Genomic DNA, 15172 nt, shown 5'->3' with positions numbered 1-15172 from the left:
TCCTGTTCACTTTGCGATGGCAATTGTTTTTAATCGGGTATTCAGGCTGTTGTCGTCTTGACACAGAATGACGACTAGTGGTATGACCACTTACCAGATATCGGCTTCATTGCAAAGAAAAAAATGAAGGAGAGCGTGCGATGAACAACAGTGCCGGGCCTTTACGTCCTACAAAGTTTGCAGAACACAAGCTGGTCAGCTCCATCCTCGACGGAACCTACCCGCCGGGCTCCACACTGCCCGCGGAGCGGGCCCTGGCCGGAGAGCTCGGGGTCACCCGCCCGACCTTGCGGGAGACCTTGAAGCAGATGGAGACCGAAGGGTGGATCACCATTGCCCACGGCAAACCGACCCTGGTGAACGATTACCTGAAAACAGGGGGCCTGGGGATCCTCTCCACCCTGACACGCCACAAAGGGTACGTTCCCAGCGCCTTTGTCTCCCATTTCCTTGAGCTGAGGTCCGCCCTCATGCCCCGGATGGCCCTGTTTGCCGTGTGGGAGGAGAGGGACAGCCTTCTGGCCTATCTCAAGGAGGCCGAAGGGATTGACGAGACCTCCGAAGCCTATGTGACCTACGACTGGGGCTTGCACCTGATCCTGGCGGACCTGTCCGGGAATCCGTTTTACCGGATGATTTTAAACGATTTTGGAGAGATGTATCTTCATATGGGAGGCCTCTACTTCGAGGAGGATGCCCACCGCAGGGAGTCGTCGGCGTATTACGAGGCCCTCCTTGAAGCGGTGGAGGCAAAGGATTGCAACGGGGCGTCTGAGGTGGTGCGGCAGACCATGGAACAGGCATCCGCACTCTGGAAGTCCATGATGGGAACGTGACGAGACAGGCCGGGAAGGGGAACCAATGGAACGACAGCAGGAAGAGAACAGGGTGGATTTGATCATTGTCGGTGGCGGCGTCACCGGCGCGGGGGTGTTCCGGGAAGCAGTCCGAAACGGGCTCCGGTGCCTCCTTGTGGAACAGAAAGACTTTGCCTGGGGAACCTCCAGTCGGTCCTCCAAGTTGATTCACGGGGGGCTCCGGTACTTAAAAGAGGCCCAGTTTAAGCTGACCCTGGAGTCGGTAAAGGAGAGGGAGAGACTCCTCACCGAAGCCGAGGGGCTTGTCTCGCCTGTTGATTTTCTCATGCCCCTTTACGAGTCCTCGGGGCCGGGCAGGGCGGCCATGGCAGCAGGGCTTACCGTGTACGACATCATCGCGGGGAAGTTTCGCCACCGGTATCTTCGCAGCAGCAAGGTGCAGGAGCTGGTTCCGGGGATCAACACCGGCAAGCTCAAAGGGGGGTACCTGTTCATGGACGCCCAGGTGGACGACGCCCGGCTGGTGCTTCGGCTCATCGGCGAGGGCACGCGTCAGGGGGGCCGCGCCCTGAACTACACCGAGGCCCAGACCGTCCTGCGGGACGAGAAAGGGGCCGTGCGCGGGGTATCTCTGCGGGACGTGGCCACGGGCAAGGCCTGGGAGGTGGCGGCTCCGGCCGTTGTCAACGCCACCGGGGTCTGGGCCGAGACCCTGCACCCGTCACCGGAGTCCAAGGTTCACCTTCGGCCTCTGCGCGGGAGTCACCTTGTCTTCTCCAGGCAGACCCTCCCCGTGGACCAGGCCATCAGCTTCTTCACCCGTGGACAAGCGGCCGCTCTTTATTATCCCCTGGGAAGGGGTCGTGCTTCTGGGCACAACGGACCTGGACCACGACGGGGACGTGAACTTGGAGCCCTTTATCTCCGATGATGAAGCCGACTACCTGTTGGCCGCTTTAAAGCGCGTGGTCCCCGATGCACAGGTGACGAGGGACGACGCCCTGACCTCCTTTGCCGGGGTGCGGCCGGTACTCAGCCAGGGCCGCAAGGAGGCCTCCCGGGAGTCTCGGGAACACGCCGTGTGGGTGGATCACGGGCTGGTAACGGTGACCGGGGGCAAGCTCACCACCTTCCGCAGGCTGGCCTGGGATACCCTCAAGGCGGCCCAGCCCTTTATCCGGGAAGATCCCCTCACCGGTGAGGGGGACGCGGTCTTTTCCGAACGCAGGGGAACCACCCCGGACGGCCTGGACAAGGAGACGTACAAGCGCCTCTGGAGCCGATACGGCAAAGGGACCCTGGACTTGCTCGCCCTGGACGTTCCCCACGGCCTGGAGCCCATCGCCGACTCGCCCTATATCTGGGCGGAGCTTGCCTACGCGGCCGAGCATGAGGCGGTGTGCCACCTTGACGATCTTCTGCTTCGGCGGGTGCGGATGGGGCTGATCATGAAAAACGGGGGGCTGGACCTCATGGAGACCATCCGGGAGGTGGTTCAACAGCCGTTGAAGTGGGACGATGAGCGCTGGGCGAGGGAGACCGAGGCTTACGAAGCGCTGTGGACCCGTTGCTATAGCCCGCGGCCCGCCGATGCCCGGTGACCGGGCTGCCATCTTTTCCTTAATCTTTTCCCATAGATCGTGTTGTGGCCCCGGTACAGAGACCTGGCCGGGGTACAACACCCCCTCCTCCTTTCCTTTCATTTCAAACGTATTTCAAGTCAATGGGTTGCTGCCTTTGGGGGATTCTGTTACATAAGGGAGGTGCCGGCTGGTTGCGTCAGGCACGGGTTCCAGAGCATATCAAGGCATGACGGCATCGTAGAAAATCAGAGATTTTTTAAGGCGATGCATCCGATGTCGGTCAGTTTCGTGCGATGGGCCAACGAATAAGGGGACAGCGCTGGTTTTGTCGCCTTCAGTGCGACGGTTCGATTACTTCTCCTACACCTCAGTGCGGACACCACCATGAAATCCTTTAAAAGGATCCTTTTTCTTTTTGTTCTTGTTGCTGTCGCCGTCTCTTTTTTCCCTGAGAAGACAGACCACCTTTGGCGAGTGGCAGACCACTGGCTTCGTGCCGTTGCCGAATCCCTCACGTTTTTTGTCTTGTTCATATACAACGACGCCCCGGTTACGGAGGAGGGCATGGCCCTGTTTCTGGTGGCGGCCCTTGTTCTCCTGAGCCTCTGGGCGGTTGTGTCCATCAAGCCGGGGAAAAGGGGCAGAAGGAAAGGGTTTGCCGATAAGGCGGTCTCCGAACCGGGCCACGATGAGGCCGCGGAGATCGAGTATCGTTACGTGGAAGAGGATGTGGTCAAGCATTTTCTGGAGATCTACCGGGCCCAGGTGGGAGCGGGAAACGATGCCCCCTGTCGGTTTGAGCCCGTGGAAGGTCAGCGGGCCGCCTTGGCCCTGGATGCCCCCGCTGGGGGTCCTCAAAGACGGAGAGTGGCATACGCGCAGGCTCACCATCGGCCCTTTGGGCGAGGCCGGGACCCACAGGAGCCACACATGGTTCGTGATCTACGACCGCTACATCGTGGTGAAGATTCCCCCCAAACCCCTCACGGATTTCAACGTCTACATCAAAGAGCTGGTGTACGGCAACTCCCTTGCGGCCCGCCTTGCCCCCACCGAGTGTGTGGTACCCAACGTGTCGGTGATCATGGAGCTTCTGGCCCCGAACCGCACCCCCTCCCTGTCGGTCACCGAGATCGAAAAGGGGCACGTGGGACGCCTCTCCGGGAACACGGCCTTCCAGAAGCACCTCATGATCGGTCCCTCCTTTGCCTTTTTTATGGACCTGTCCCGGTACTATTTCCTGAGCCGGGTGCTGGATGATATCCATATTTCCCGAGCTTCCATAGAGGAAGAGATCGTGGGGCATCCGCACATCTTGTGGGACCTCAATGATTTTGAAGGGCGATACGGCAAGGACCGGGCCTCGGCCTGCGGAAAGATCTCTGCGGTGTTCGACTTTTTCGAGGATGAGGTCAACCGCCTGCTCGTGCAGTTCGGGATCAGCTCCTCCCTGCCGATTTTCAGTGTCCGGTCCTGGTTTATCCAGTTCCTTGCGGGCCGGAACATTCCCACCACGGACCAGAACCTGTCCGCCGCCTTCATGGATGAACTCAACAGCCGGGCCACCCTGGCCATGGCTGAGCACACAGAGCCCATCACCGATTACCGGAAGATGATCCACGGCTACCTGTTCGAGAAGAACACGGTCAAGAGCCGGGCCATGATCGGCAGCATCGTGACGAACCTGCTGGATCTTCTGGCCGGTCTCAACAAGCGCTATATCGCCATCCGGGACATCAAGCCGGACAACCTGCTCATCGCGGGGGACCCGGAAAACTACCCCACCTTTCTCACCAGCCCCACGGAGTTCAAGGTCGGCATCATCGATGTGGAGACCGCCGCCTATCTCTCCATGGGGGAAAAGGGCCGCATTGAGCAGCCCCTTCTGGGGGGGACCCCAAAGTACGCCACCCCGAGCAATCTCTTCGGAAACGATGTGATTCGCGAACACTTTGGCGAGGTGGCCCGGATCCTGAGGCTTCAGGACTGGTATGCCACCGCAGCCCTGATATTCAAGGTTGTGACGGGCAAAGACCTGTTCGAGGAGTCGGCCCAGCTGATCCCCGAGGTGCTCCGGATCCTCACCGTGGCCGATGACGACTCCGGCCCTTCGGTCTACGAATACGTGAGTCGCATCTATTTCAAGAAGGCCCTGGAAGAGTTTGAAGAGAAGATCGCCGAGCATCGGGAGACGCTCTCGGAGTTTCAGGTCATCGTGCTTCGCAAAAACCAGAAGGTCCTCAAAACAGAGATCGACTTCTGCAAGATGGGCCTTGAAGCGCGGGTGGACCAGCTCGTGGAGGCCCAGACCTTTTTTCAAGGGGAGAAGAACACCGATACCCTCAAGCGGGCCAGCAGCGATCAGATTCATCGCCTTATCGCCTCCTGGAAGGCGAAAAACATCACCTCGGAGGCCCACCGCAGCCGGGTGGCCGAAGCGGTTCGATTTCTCAGGTTACTCCACGGGTTCAAGGTCCGTTACGAAGGGATCGCCCGTTTTTCCGATGGATTCAACGAAGAGGGCATGAAGGTATCGGCACAACACCTGATTCATGCCATGTTTCATACCGTCTGTTACTCCATGTACACCCGGGTCTGGGGAGAGCTGAGCGGGGCCGAAGGGTTTGAGGCCAGTCAGGATGTGGCCGACGAAACCCTGGAGCGGACCCTTGACTGCGAGAAAACCGTTCCTGTCGCCTACTGAGTCAACGATATCTCATTATTCAGGAGTTCCATGGTTCGCAAGGTTGTGACAACTGTCCGGCTCCTGGCCGGGCTCCTTGTTATTCTGTTGGGCGCATCCGCCCCGGTGGCGGCAGGATTTCGCCTTGTCTCCTACAATGTTGAAAATCTGTTTGATCTTACCTTGAGCGGCAGCGAATACCCCGACTACACTCCAGGTGCGGCCATGGGCTGGAATGAAGCCACGGCCCGGGTAAAATACGCCAATATCGCGTCGGTGCTGGCCGGTGCAGGGGCCGATGTGGCCGTGCTCTCCGAGGTAGAGTCGCCCAAGGCCCTGGCGCGCCTCCAGCGGGAGCTTTTAAACGCGGGCCACCCCCTGGCCCACGGCGTTGTGGCAACGCATCCCTCCATCGTACGCTGTGCGGTGCTCTCCTGTTTTCCCGTGTCCGAGGTTCGGGACATCATCCCCGGCCAGGCAGAGCTGCGGGTCACCCTGGATGTACTGGGGACACCGGTGGTGGTGTATGCCAACCACTGGAAGTCCAAACAGGGGCCGGAGAGCCAGCGCATGCTCTACGCCCGAGCCCTGGCAGCCGATATCGCCACGTTGCCTTCGGGCACCGACTACATCCTTGCCGGGGATTTTAATGCCCACTACAACGAGTGGCAGCGATTCCCGGAAGAACCCCGCCTCAACGACACCCACGGAAAAACCGGCATCAACCACCTGTTGGGAACCGTTTTTAACGACGCCATGGTCTCGGAAGAGGGCCTGAAAAAAGGGCGGGGGAAGCATTACGACCTCTGGATGGAGCTGTCGCCGGAACACAGGTGGAGCTACATCTACCACGGCAGGAAAGGGAGCCTCGATCATATCCTTCTGCCCGCCGCCCTCTACGATGGCAACGGGATCAGCTATGTGGACGGCTCTTTTCATCGCTACGCCCCGAATCACCTCATGAAAAACGGCGAGATCTTTCGCTGGCAGCGCGGAGACAGAGGCCGGGGCAGGCACCAGGGCCGAGGGTATTCCGATCACCTTCCCGTTTATGCGGAGTTTCGCCTCGGCCCCTTTAGGCCCGTTCACAAGCCCGAGATCATCTCCCGTGAACCTTCCCCAAAACGGCTCCCCACCGACGTCTCGGTGGCGGATCTGTACAATCTGCCCGCCGGTTCGTCCAACTATCGCCTCCGGGGTGTTGTTGTGCTATACAAGGCGGGTTCAAACGCCGTGGTCAAGTCTCCGAAGGGCCGGGCCATCTATCTCTACAAGGCCGGGAAGGCCCTGGAAACGGGGTGGATCGTCGATATGACGGTGACGCGCTTAAAGGATTATTACGGCCTTCGTGAGATTACGTCCCTTACCGACCTGGAGGTGCGGGGCATGGCTGACACAGGGGCCCACCTGCTCACCGTGGACGACGGCGTGAACCTGAGCGACGCCTCCCGGGTCAATGAGGTGGTGGCCGAGGTCTGCGGCCTGTATCATGGCGGCTGGCTTCACTACGGCAAGGGCCGCTCCATTCGCGTGTACACGGTCAAAGGGGTGGCGCGTCCGCCCGACGAGACCTTTGTCTGCCTTTCCGGGGTACGCATCGGCTACCACCGGAGCCCGGAATTGGTGGTGGACAGGGCGGGGCAGGTGAAGCAGGTAAACAGGTAATAGGTTGCAGGTAATAGGCAATAGGCAATAGGGCATTGGGGTTATCGTTTTTTGCGTGAAATAGTGTGCGGGATGGATAGTATGGACGTGAGTCGAGGAAAGAAATGGCAGCATCGTGAAACGGTTTCCGGCGATGCGGTCGAAGCAGGGGCCTGTCTGGCCGCCGCCACCGGGCTCTCCCGGGGGCGGGTGAAACTGGCCATGAAACAGGGAGCTGTCTGGCTGCGCCAGGGGAAAAAGAGGCGTCGCATTCGTCATGCCAAACGCACGGTGCAGCCCGGCCAGACCCTGGAAATTTATTATGACGAGGCCCTCCTCACCGCCACGGCTCCCGAGGCCTGGTGTCTGAAGGACGGGGAGCACTACAGCGTCTGGTTCAAGCCCGCCGGGCTCCTTACCCAGGGAACCCTCTACGGCGATCATTTTTCCCTTGAGAGAAAAGCAGAGCTGCATTTTGCCGGGGTCCGCCATATTCACCCCGTGCATCGGCTCGACCGCGAAACCGCCGGGCTGGTGATCCTTGCCCACGGGAGAAAAAGCGCGGCAGCCCTCTCCTCCCTATTTCGGGAAGGCAGGATCCAGAAAATTTATCGTGCCGAACTCCTCGGGGAGATCAAGGACGCCGGGGAGAGCCGCTTTATTGACGAACCCATCGAAGGCAAAGAGGCCAAAACGGAATTCGTCGTGGAAGGCGTTGACCCCGATGCCGGAACCTCGACGGCCCTTGTTCGCCTGCACACCGGGCGCATGCACCAGATTCGCCGCCATTTCGATATGATCGGTCACCCTGTCATGGGTGATCCCCGCTACGGCAAAGGGAACAAGAACCGTTTCGGTCTTCGCCTGGCCGCCGTACACCTCTCCTTTCTGTGCCCCTTCCTCCAACGACAGGTCGCTTTCACCACGGAAGAGACCCTGCCGGATCCCATATTCAGAACCGCCAATCTGTCGCTGTTTCGTTAAGCCCTGTACTAGTGGACGGCAGGCCCCGGGGGCCTGCCGTGCTCCACCTGTGATGTGCGGTGGCACGGAATATGTATACCAAAAGTGCACGTAGTGTCCCGGGGTTGCCTGGCTTTGTGGGAGACCTGTGAGGTATTCTCCCTTGATATCAGTTGATTAGACCCGTCTGTATGCCTTTCGCGATAAGTTGTGGGCAGCGCATCAATCCGTGAAAACCTTTTTTGTGTCGTGAACGCATTTGTTTCACCTTCATTTTCAATGGTTTGGTTATGGGGGCAGACAGTGGAAATGGTGCTGAAATTTCCCGGATGGACACGACGGTGATTTTTCAGAAAAAGCCCCTTAACAAGCTGTATGTTTGCAGGCATTTATACGAGTCTTGCGAGGCCGCCTGGAATGATAAACTAGCTGTGTCATGCTTATATAAAGGGCCTTTGTCTATGGACTTGAAAGTCAATCAGGAGGTTGTACGAGATGCCATGGTGATCGGCAGTTCGGCAAAGATGGAGCACGTCATGGATATGGTCTGCAGAATTGCTCCTTCCTCACTGCCGGTATTGATCACCGGGCCGACGGGCTGCGGGAAGGAGGTTATCGCGTCCGTGATCCATCATATGCGGGGGGATCCTCGTCTCCCCTTTGTGGACATCAACTGCGCCGCCATACCGGAGACGCTGGTTGAAACCCTGCTGTTCGGCCACGAAAAAGGGATGTTTACAGGGGCGACGGGAAAGCACCAGGGGTATCTCTCCATCACCGGCAGTACGTCCTCGATGAGATCGGGGAACTCCCGCTTCCGCAGCAGGCCAAGCTGCTGCGTGTCATCGAGGCCAGGTCGTATCGGCCACTGGGGGGGGCCGTCAACCTCCCTTTTGAGGGGCGGATCATCGCGGCAACCCACGCGGATCTTGAGACGATGATCAAGCATCGCAGGTTTCGCGAAGATCTGTACTACCGCCTGAATGTCCTGAACCTGGAGGTGCCTTCCCTGCGGGAGCGGCGCCAGGATATCCCCGAACTGGTGAGGTTTTTTCTGCGTCGCGTGGAGCAGAATGTGGACTTTACCGAGGGCGCGCTCCGGGCGATGATGGCCCTGGACTGGCCGGGAAACATCAGGCAGTTGAAGAACACCATTGAAAAGATTTCCCTTCTCTCAGACGAAAAACCCATTACGGAAAAAAGCGTGGCAGCCTTTGCCCATCAGCAGGGGCTTTCCCTGGATGAGACCTTCGACAGCATGGCCGACCAGGTGATTGACCTCACCTGCGAGGACAAGGTGGAACGCATGGAAACCGCCCTGGTGCGCAGAGCCCTTGTGAGGGCCGAGGGGAACAAGAGCCAGGCCGCGCGGTTCCTGGGTGTTCATCGTAAATATATCGAGCGGAAGGTCAAGCTGTGTAACGGCGTCTGATCGCCGGAGACGATCGTCGGTGAATCTAAATGGTTGAACGTATCGCGTGTTTTGTCGCGATGGCAATGCGATGGCCGGAAGTGTCCAGTCCCTTAGTGGGCGATGGACGCATCCGGCCATTTTTTTTGGCATGGGGGGGAAGAAAAATCGTCGAATCGCATCAAATGGTGTTGGCACGAAGGTTGCTACATGGATACTCGTTCTCAGGATTAATCCGAAAAATTAGGGGGTTGTAACGTACGGGGCGGAGCTATGCGCTTCGGCCCGCAACACGGCAACGACCATGAACGGTTCATCTCAGAGGGAGGCTCTCATGTCGGATTTCAGCCAGGCTGTAACGGATGCGGTTTCACAGATCAATTCGCTTGTTGTCGGGTCTTCCCCGGCAATGTCTCTGGCCAGCCAGTACCAGACCCAGGGATTCAACATCGCCATGGCGTCCATGAACGCCGTGAATTCACAACAGCAGTCCTGCATTGTCCACCAAACAGCGACCGTTGAGAATGTCATTAAAATGCTTCGTTCATAACGCACCGCAAAGATGAAAAATGTCAAACAAGATAAAGAGTCTTGCCGATGCAAATAAGGAGATCGCCACCTCCGTCAAGGGGGGGGCATTTGACAAATCGCCTTTATCAAACGGGGCGGGGCAATCCGTTCAGTCGGTATCTCAATCCGTTGCCATTGCCGTGCAGGATGCAGGGGACACCATGCGGAACATCGCCCTTGTTCAATCCACTGCCCTGGGGGTCGCCACCCAGAAGTTCGTCGAAACAAAGGACCCGGAGTACATTCCCGTCATCAAGCAGTGCCAGGCCGTCATGAATGATTCCGTGACGTACTGGGAGACCATCGGGAAAAAAGGGGCCGAGATTCTAGAATCCTACAAGAAAATTTTCTAACCACGGGTCAGGGGGAGCAAGGACATGTCAGATGAGAATGCATTCAAGTTTACTCACCAGGATTTTGGCTCCTTTAAGAAAAACTACAGCTCGTTTCTGAAAAACTACACCTCCTCGTTGAGCGAGATGGTGAAGATGAACAATCAGTTCCTGGAGGACAAAACCAAAGAGATCGACAAGTTGATGAAGATCAACAACGTGATCTTTTCCCAGCCGGACGGTTCCGATGCGGAAGGGGAGGAGGGCGGTCCCGCAGCAAGTCAGGTCAATGCGTTCATGAAGATGTCGTCCCAGACGTCGGAGCAGGTCAATGAACAGTTCAAGCACGCAGACGCCATGCTGAAGAACGCGACAAAGCAGTTGGAATCGTTGACACAGAAAAGCAATGAGATGCTGAAAAAGATGCACCCTGAATTTCAGGCGAATCCGGCCCCGGAGGCACCGGCTTCTTCCGATGACCCGGCCCCGGAGTCATGATGTGGTGTGGCAGGAACAGTAACGCGTTTACCCGATGACTCATTAATCTAAAAAGGAGAAGACAATGGCTCAACTGCAGGAAGTCAGCCCAGCGATCACGGATGCTGTCACGGAATCGAACTTGAGTGTGTTGGGTGAATCCCCAGCCATGGCCCTCGGCAGTCTTTACCAGACCATCGGTAACTCTGTGGCGATGGCTGCTGCCAACGCGGTGTATGCCCAGCAGCAGGCCAACGTCACGTTTCAGGCAGCCACTACCTTGGCCGTGAAAAAATTGATGGAAGATTGATGATGCACTGGGCAAGGGGCCCGGGGTCAGCCCGAAGCCGGCAAGCGTCCCCAAGGGACGGGCTGATCGGATGTCTCTATATCGCATCGTGGGCCCTGGCTCGGTTTTTTACCGGTCCGTGTGGTGGGTGTAAAACGTTCCGTTAACCCTTAAGACGAAAGGAGATGAGAATGCCTCAATTACCAGAGTTGACGCCTGCGGTGACTGATGCGGTGACCCAGAGCAACGTCAGCGTGTTGGGTGAGTCCCCGGCCATGGCCCTGGGCAGCCTGTATCAAACCATCGGCAACTCCGTTGCCATGTCGGCCGCCAACTCGGTGTATGCCCAGCAGCAGGCCAACGTCACGTATCAGACGGCCACGACCATCGGGCTGACCAGGATGCTTAACGGTCAATAATCCGGGCGGTGTAAGCGCAGCCGCCGGTTCCCGTTGCCGGGTCGGTCCACAGCCACCGGTGACGTCGTTACCAGGTTTCATGCCTGACAACCCAAAACCATTAGGAGGTTAACATGCCGCAACTCGCCGAAATCAGCCCTGCCGTAACCGACGCAGTCACCCAGACCAACGTCAAGGTCCTTTCCGAGTCTCCTGCCATGGCCCTTGGCAGCCTGTACCAGACCATCGGCAACTCCGTGGCCATGGCTGCAGCCAACGCCGTGTATGCTCAACAGCAGGCCAACGTGACTTACCAAACGGCAACCACGGTTGCCATCACCAAGCTGGTTAACGGTTAACAAGCAGGACCCAACAGGAGGTAACAAATGGCTCAACTTCCCGAACTTAGCCCCGCCGTCACGGATGCCGTGACCCAGACCAACGTCAAGGTTCTTTCTGAGTCTCCCGCCATGGCCCTTGGCAGCCTGTACCAGACCATCGGCAACTCCGTGGCCATGGCTGCCGCCAACGCGGTTTACGCCCAGCAGCAGGCCAACGTGACCTACCAGACGGCCACCACCGTCAGCCTGGATAAGATGATCAACAGCAAGTAGTGCTCCGCCTCATCGCCTTCTTTAAGGCAAGGGCATCGTTTCACCTCTGTGTGGTATCCGTGGGCCCTGTCGCCGCGTCGGCGAGCGATGCCTCCTTTTAAGGGGGCACCAAGGCAGAATACCAACACCATTAAGACAAGGAGTGCAAGCAAATGGCACAACTTCCCGAACTCAGCCCGGCCGTCACCGATGCCGTGACTCAGACCAACGTGAAGGTTCTTTCCGAAGCACCGGCCATGGCCATGGGCAGCCTTTACCAGACCATCGGCAACTCCGTTGCCATGGCCGCCGCCAACGCGGTTTACGCGCAGCAGCAGGCCAATGTGACGCATCAGACCGCCACCACCGTGGCGATCACCAAGATGATCAATCCCAAGTAAGCACCACTGAAGCGCTGAATTCACCGGCCTTCATCCCGGAGGCCGGTGTTTTCAGTCGCCAACCGATGAGGGGGTTCAATGGCTGAGATGAACAAACCGGGTACCGACGCCGGCAATTCCGATGAGAACAAGGTGGATCCCAAAGTCCTGGATGCCGTCACCAGCACCAACGTAGCCGCCATCGGGGTGGCCTCCGATGAAGCCATGGCTGTTGCCTATGAATCCCTGGCTCACTCCCTGAGCCTGGTGATGCAAAATGCAGGCTCTACGCAGTACGGGATGAAACAGATCGAGGCCGCGGCGGTGGCAAAAACCTGTCAGAAAATTCTTTCTCTAATCAAATAAACGGTGGGCTGCTGAAAAGGACCCTGGGGTCGTAATGTCTGTTCCCTCCACCGCAAACCGAGACCAACAAAGGAAATGACATGACAGACAAACATGTTCACATTGCCGGAGCCAACAAGGAGATCGCCGCGAACCTGCAAGGGGAGAAGAAGAACTTTACCCCTTCTGGACCCCCAGGGGGCGGGCCAGGCTGTCCAGTCCATTGCCCAGTCCATCGCCATTGCGGTGCAGGACTCCGTGGACACCATGCGGAGCATGGCCACCGTTCAATCGGCCACCATCGGTGTGGCCACCCAGAAGTACATCGAAACCAGGGATCACGACTACATTCCCATTACCGAGCACTGCAAGGGCAACCTGAACAACTCCGTTGAGTACTGGGAACGCGTGGGCCTGACCGGCGCCTCCATCTTGAAGTCCTACAAGGAAATTTTCCAGAAATAGGCCCGGAGCGGCCACGGGGCCCGGACACGTCGTGCCCGCCGGGTTTGTCGGATATTTTTTGACGCCACACAGACGAGGACCAACCATGCAGACAGTCGGAAATTTCAATTCCCAGTTCGGGCGGGAGTTGCCCACGGAGCGGTATCTGGAGGCGATCACGGAACTGGCGAAAACGGACGAGAGGTACGTGTTTACCTGCTACCTGGGGCTGGTGCAGCGGGTTCTGGAGAATGTGACCGGAACCCTGGACACCCTTGATGAAGAGGGGGATGCCGAGGCGCAGGTTGAAGAGGTGTGCCTGACCCCGGGCCTGAACCTGGCCCGGATGATGGTGATCCACTGCGTGGCCCTGGGGGCGTTGATTCGCCTGTTTACGACCACACGCAGCGCGGATGACGACAGCCAGAGGATCTTTGACTCCTTCGACGACCTTGTGGTGGTGCCGGGGGCCACGGGGCCCGTGAAAAAAACGGGGATCGTGTCGAACCTGAAGCGCTACTTCAACGAGGCCAAGTTCGAGGCCAGTCACCTGACGAAAAGGCGCATTGTCCTCACCGAGAGCATCAACGCCTATTGCCTGAGGAACATCAAAAAGGCCCTGCATGTGGGAACGAGCATCACGGCCGCGGATGCGGGCATGGCCATCGAGCACCTGCCCGAAGAGGTGATATTCAAGGCCTTCAGTCTCCAGTTCGGTGTGGATGTGGGGCCGGAGAACGTGGATACCCTGGAGCACCTGGAAGGGTTTGTCAAAACCAACGGACGCCAGGTGTACGACAACTACTGGAAGCCCCGGGGCATTGAAGGGGACCGGTATTACGCGGAAGCCTTTGCTCCGGTGGAGGGGTTCATCACCGGCCTTGCCAGGGGGCCCTTTGCCAAAATGATGCAGGTGGTCTGGTACGCAACCCACAGGTTCGGCAACGGGGACTCTCCGGCAACGCAGGTGCGTTTTTTGCTGAAAGTGCCTGATGTCCGGCCCGAGGGAAGCGGCTCCACGTCCAAGGACCTTGTGGATATTCTCTCCCTGTATGATCAGTGGGTTGCCTCCGGGGAAGGCCTTCAGCCAAGGCTGGTGGGGGTGGATCTCACGGGGCCCGAGGACGATGCCGTGGACGTGGAAGCGGTGAAATCCTTTTTCAATGAGCTGCACAACAGGGTTTTTATCGAACGGGACGATCTGCTGGTTGTGCACGTGGCCATGGACACCCTTCGCCTCTCCCGGGACGAACTCATGGAGACCAACCCCTGGGCGGGCAAATGGGAGGATATCAAGAACCCCTTCAAACGGTTGCACGGGTATGTGAGCAATGAACTCCTGATGAATTACGGCAAAATCAAGCGGCTGGCCCTGGAGCTGGAGGAGGCCAGACTGATCCGGTTCTGCTACAGCGGTCTGGAGGGGCGCATCGGGGAGCGGGACCCGGCCTTTGCCGCCCCTGCCATGGTGCTGAAAAAAGAGAGCTTCGAGGCTGTCAAGGGGCGCAAGCTCACCGTGCTGTATCGGGTGGTGTCGGCTTATCTTGCCAGTATCTTCAACTTCAAAAACGCCAAGCTCAGGCTCGGCTCCCTCACCCAGGTTGACGATGAGGTCCTGGACCTCATGGCCGGCACCGAGAATATCTACGTGGATCTTCGTCCCGGATGGACCATCCGGGAGGCGATTCAGAATCTCAATATCACCCCCCGGCAGCTGACCATCGCCAAGGAGCTGCTTCTGGTGGAGAGCGGCGTCGGCGCAGGGCGTGACGGCCGAAAGCGCGGCGGGGACCTTGTGGTCATCGAAAAAGCGGTGGAGATCCATACCCGGGAAAAGGGGGGCACGGAGCCTCCGAAGCAGACGATTCTTGCCCACTCGCCCATGGGCCATATCGTCGAGACGATTCCGTCGCAGTTTGTCCTGGGCGACGGCGGGGGAGGCACCGAGCGCATCGGCATCGCCAAGGAGTACGAGCTGTACAACGACCTGGTGGGCCTGCCCCGCCTGCTGGATGAAAACGTCAGACGATATGCCGATTTTGCCCTGAACACCCGGTTTGAGAAGGGCGACAACAGCCTGGCGGCACCGGAACCGGTGAAAAGCGGTGAGCCTGAACCGCCCGCGGCATTGCCCGCGGCCGCCGCTCTTCCTTCCGATGAGCCCCGTCGTTCCGGCGAGGGGGAAGACCCTCTGGATGACGACCTGCTGCTGGGCCATCTGTTTTATGACGATTATTAGTCG

Annotated in this window: 20 protein-coding genes; 19 read left to right on the top strand and 1 reads right to left on the bottom strand. The window is 58.4% G+C overall.

What is annotated here, in order from left to right:
- Positions 1-140 precede the first annotated feature (140 nt).
- From ACOYW1_RS14340 to ACOYW1_RS14330, 3 genes are read left to right on the top strand one after another with little or no spacing between them, the layout of a single operon-like run.
- Positions 141-836 carry a GntR family transcriptional regulator gene (locus ACOYW1_RS14340; protein ID WP_482423322.1) on the top strand — a complete coding sequence of 232 codons (696 nt, stop codon included), beginning with the start codon at positions 141-143 and terminating at the stop codon, positions 834-836.
- 25 nt (positions 837-861) lie between these two features.
- Entirely contained in the window at positions 862-1749 is an 888-nt protein-coding gene (locus tag ACOYW1_RS14335; RefSeq protein WP_482423321.1) for an FAD-dependent oxidoreductase, read from the top strand.
- Positions 1682-2419, top strand: coding sequence for a glycerol-3-phosphate dehydrogenase C-terminal domain-containing protein (locus tag ACOYW1_RS14330; RefSeq protein ID WP_482423320.1), 738 nt, complete (start codon positions 1682-1684; stop codon positions 2417-2419). Before ACOYW1_RS14335 ends, ACOYW1_RS14330 begins: the two co-directional genes overlap by 68 nt.
- 342 nt (positions 2420-2761) lie before the next feature.
- On the opposite strand, the gene ACOYW1_RS14325 is transcribed toward ACOYW1_RS14330, so the two are convergent.
- Entirely contained in the window at positions 2762-3142 is a 381-nt protein-coding gene (locus ACOYW1_RS14325; RefSeq protein WP_482423319.1) for a hypothetical protein, read from the bottom strand.
- Between the two features lie 40 nt (positions 3143-3182).
- Between ACOYW1_RS14325 and ACOYW1_RS14320 the strand changes: the two genes are divergently transcribed.
- The 16 genes from ACOYW1_RS14320 to ACOYW1_RS14245 all read left to right on the top strand — a co-directional run bounded on the left by ACOYW1_RS14320 (position 3183) and on the right by ACOYW1_RS14245 (position 15169).
- A complete protein-coding gene (locus ACOYW1_RS14320) occupies positions 3183-5105 on the top strand; it encodes a protein kinase family protein (RefSeq protein WP_482423318.1) in 1923 nt (640 codons plus the stop codon).
- A 30-nt stretch (positions 5106-5135) separates the two neighbouring features.
- The gene (locus ACOYW1_RS14315; protein WP_482423317.1) at positions 5136-6749 is read left to right on the top strand and encodes an endonuclease/exonuclease/phosphatase family protein; all 1614 of its coding nucleotides are present in this window, start codon (positions 5136-5138) and stop codon (positions 6747-6749) included.
- Positions 6750-6830: 81 nt separating this feature from the next.
- Entirely contained in the window at positions 6831-7712 is an 882-nt protein-coding gene (locus tag ACOYW1_RS14310; protein WP_482415935.1) for an RluA family pseudouridine synthase, read from the top strand.
- A 479-nt stretch (positions 7713-8191) separates the two neighbouring features.
- The gene (locus ACOYW1_RS14305; RefSeq protein ID WP_482423316.1) at positions 8192-8632 is read left to right on the top strand and encodes a sigma 54-interacting transcriptional regulator; all 441 of its coding nucleotides are present in this window, start codon (positions 8192-8194) and stop codon (positions 8630-8632) included.
- Entirely contained in the window at positions 8524-9123 is a 600-nt protein-coding gene (locus ACOYW1_RS14300) for an AAA-type ATPase lid domain-containing protein (RefSeq protein ID WP_482423725.1), read from the top strand. The genes ACOYW1_RS14305 and ACOYW1_RS14300 overlap by 109 nt, the downstream gene beginning before the upstream one ends.
- A 313-nt stretch (positions 9124-9436) precedes the next feature.
- Entirely contained in the window at positions 9437-9652 is a 216-nt protein-coding gene (locus ACOYW1_RS14295) for a RebB family R body protein (protein ID WP_180141848.1), read from the top strand.
- Between the two features lie 19 nt (positions 9653-9671).
- On the top strand, positions 9672-10025 hold the full coding sequence (locus ACOYW1_RS14290; protein WP_482415937.1) for a hypothetical protein: 354 nt from the start codon (positions 9672-9674) through the stop codon (positions 10023-10025).
- A gap of 24 nt (positions 10026-10049) precedes the next feature.
- The gene (locus tag ACOYW1_RS14285; protein ID WP_482415938.1) at positions 10050-10502 is read left to right on the top strand and encodes a hypothetical protein; all 453 of its coding nucleotides are present in this window, start codon (positions 10050-10052) and stop codon (positions 10500-10502) included.
- Positions 10503-10566: 64 nt separating this feature from the next.
- A complete protein-coding gene (locus ACOYW1_RS14280) occupies positions 10567-10791 on the top strand; it encodes a RebB family R body protein (protein ID WP_482415939.1) in 225 nt (74 codons plus the stop codon).
- A gap of 170 nt (positions 10792-10961) precedes the next feature.
- Positions 10962-11189: a RebB family R body protein gene (locus ACOYW1_RS14275; RefSeq protein WP_180141840.1), complete on the top strand. Its 228-nt coding sequence runs from the start codon at positions 10962-10964 to the stop codon at positions 11187-11189.
- A 113-nt stretch (positions 11190-11302) separates the two neighbouring features.
- Positions 11303-11527, top strand: coding sequence for a RebB family R body protein (locus tag ACOYW1_RS14270; RefSeq protein WP_180141838.1), 225 nt, complete (start codon positions 11303-11305; stop codon positions 11525-11527).
- A 27-nt stretch (positions 11528-11554) separates the two neighbouring features.
- A complete protein-coding gene (locus ACOYW1_RS14265; protein WP_092210099.1) occupies positions 11555-11782 on the top strand; it encodes a RebB family R body protein in 228 nt (75 codons plus the stop codon).
- Between the two features lie 152 nt (positions 11783-11934).
- On the top strand, positions 11935-12162 hold the full coding sequence (locus ACOYW1_RS14260; RefSeq protein ID WP_092210098.1) for a RebB family R body protein: 228 nt from the start codon (positions 11935-11937) through the stop codon (positions 12160-12162).
- Between the two features lie 78 nt (positions 12163-12240).
- Positions 12241-12507, top strand: coding sequence for a RebB family R body protein (locus tag ACOYW1_RS14255; RefSeq protein ID WP_218951047.1), 267 nt, complete (start codon positions 12241-12243; stop codon positions 12505-12507).
- Positions 12508-12600: 93 nt separating this feature from the next.
- Complete coding sequence (locus ACOYW1_RS14250; RefSeq protein WP_482423315.1) at positions 12601-12951, top strand: hypothetical protein; 351 nt, start codon at positions 12601-12603, stop codon at positions 12949-12951.
- A gap of 85 nt (positions 12952-13036) precedes the next feature.
- Positions 13037-15169: a hypothetical protein gene (locus ACOYW1_RS14245; protein ID WP_482423314.1), complete on the top strand. Its 2133-nt coding sequence runs from the start codon at positions 13037-13039 to the stop codon at positions 15167-15169.
- Positions 15170-15172 lie beyond the last annotated feature (3 nt).

The sequence above is a fragment of the Desulfoluna sp. CYM3A genome, assembly GCF_056829965.1.
This window is presented reverse-complemented; position numbering and strand designations above follow the sequence as displayed.

Coding starts and splice junctions, on each gene's coding strand:
- ACOYW1_RS14340 (WP_482423322.1), top strand. CDS start 141: ATGAACAACAGTGCCGGGCCTTTACGTCCTACAAAGTTTGCAGAACAC.
- ACOYW1_RS14335 (WP_482423321.1), top strand. CDS start 862: ATGGAACGACAGCAGGAAGAGAACAGGGTGGATTTGATCATTGTCGGT.
- ACOYW1_RS14325 (WP_482423319.1), bottom strand. CDS start 3,142: ATGCTTGACCACATCCTCTTCCACGTAACGATACTCGATCTCCGCGGC.
- ACOYW1_RS14320 (WP_482423318.1), top strand. CDS start 3,183: ATGCCCCCTGTCGGTTTGAGCCCGTGGAAGGTCAGCGGGCCGCCTTGG.
- ACOYW1_RS14315 (WP_482423317.1), top strand. CDS start 5,136: ATGGTTCGCAAGGTTGTGACAACTGTCCGGCTCCTGGCCGGGCTCCTT.
- ACOYW1_RS14310 (WP_482415935.1), top strand. CDS start 6,831: ATGGACGTGAGTCGAGGAAAGAAATGGCAGCATCGTGAAACGGTTTCC.
- ACOYW1_RS14305 (WP_482423316.1), top strand. CDS start 8,192: ATGGTGATCGGCAGTTCGGCAAAGATGGAGCACGTCATGGATATGGTC.
- ACOYW1_RS14295 (WP_180141848.1), top strand. CDS start 9,437: ATGTCGGATTTCAGCCAGGCTGTAACGGATGCGGTTTCACAGATCAAT.
- ACOYW1_RS14290 (WP_482415937.1), top strand. CDS start 9,672: ATGTCAAACAAGATAAAGAGTCTTGCCGATGCAAATAAGGAGATCGCC.
- ACOYW1_RS14285 (WP_482415938.1), top strand. CDS start 10,050: ATGTCAGATGAGAATGCATTCAAGTTTACTCACCAGGATTTTGGCTCC.
- ACOYW1_RS14280 (WP_482415939.1), top strand. CDS start 10,567: ATGGCTCAACTGCAGGAAGTCAGCCCAGCGATCACGGATGCTGTCACG.
- ACOYW1_RS14275 (WP_180141840.1), top strand. CDS start 10,962: ATGCCTCAATTACCAGAGTTGACGCCTGCGGTGACTGATGCGGTGACC.
- ACOYW1_RS14270 (WP_180141838.1), top strand. CDS start 11,303: ATGCCGCAACTCGCCGAAATCAGCCCTGCCGTAACCGACGCAGTCACC.
- ACOYW1_RS14265 (WP_092210099.1), top strand. CDS start 11,555: ATGGCTCAACTTCCCGAACTTAGCCCCGCCGTCACGGATGCCGTGACC.
- ACOYW1_RS14260 (WP_092210098.1), top strand. CDS start 11,935: ATGGCACAACTTCCCGAACTCAGCCCGGCCGTCACCGATGCCGTGACT.
- ACOYW1_RS14255 (WP_218951047.1), top strand. CDS start 12,241: ATGGCTGAGATGAACAAACCGGGTACCGACGCCGGCAATTCCGATGAG.
- ACOYW1_RS14250 (WP_482423315.1), top strand. CDS start 12,601: ATGTTCACATTGCCGGAGCCAACAAGGAGATCGCCGCGAACCTGCAAG.
- ACOYW1_RS14245 (WP_482423314.1), top strand. CDS start 13,037: ATGCAGACAGTCGGAAATTTCAATTCCCAGTTCGGGCGGGAGTTGCCC.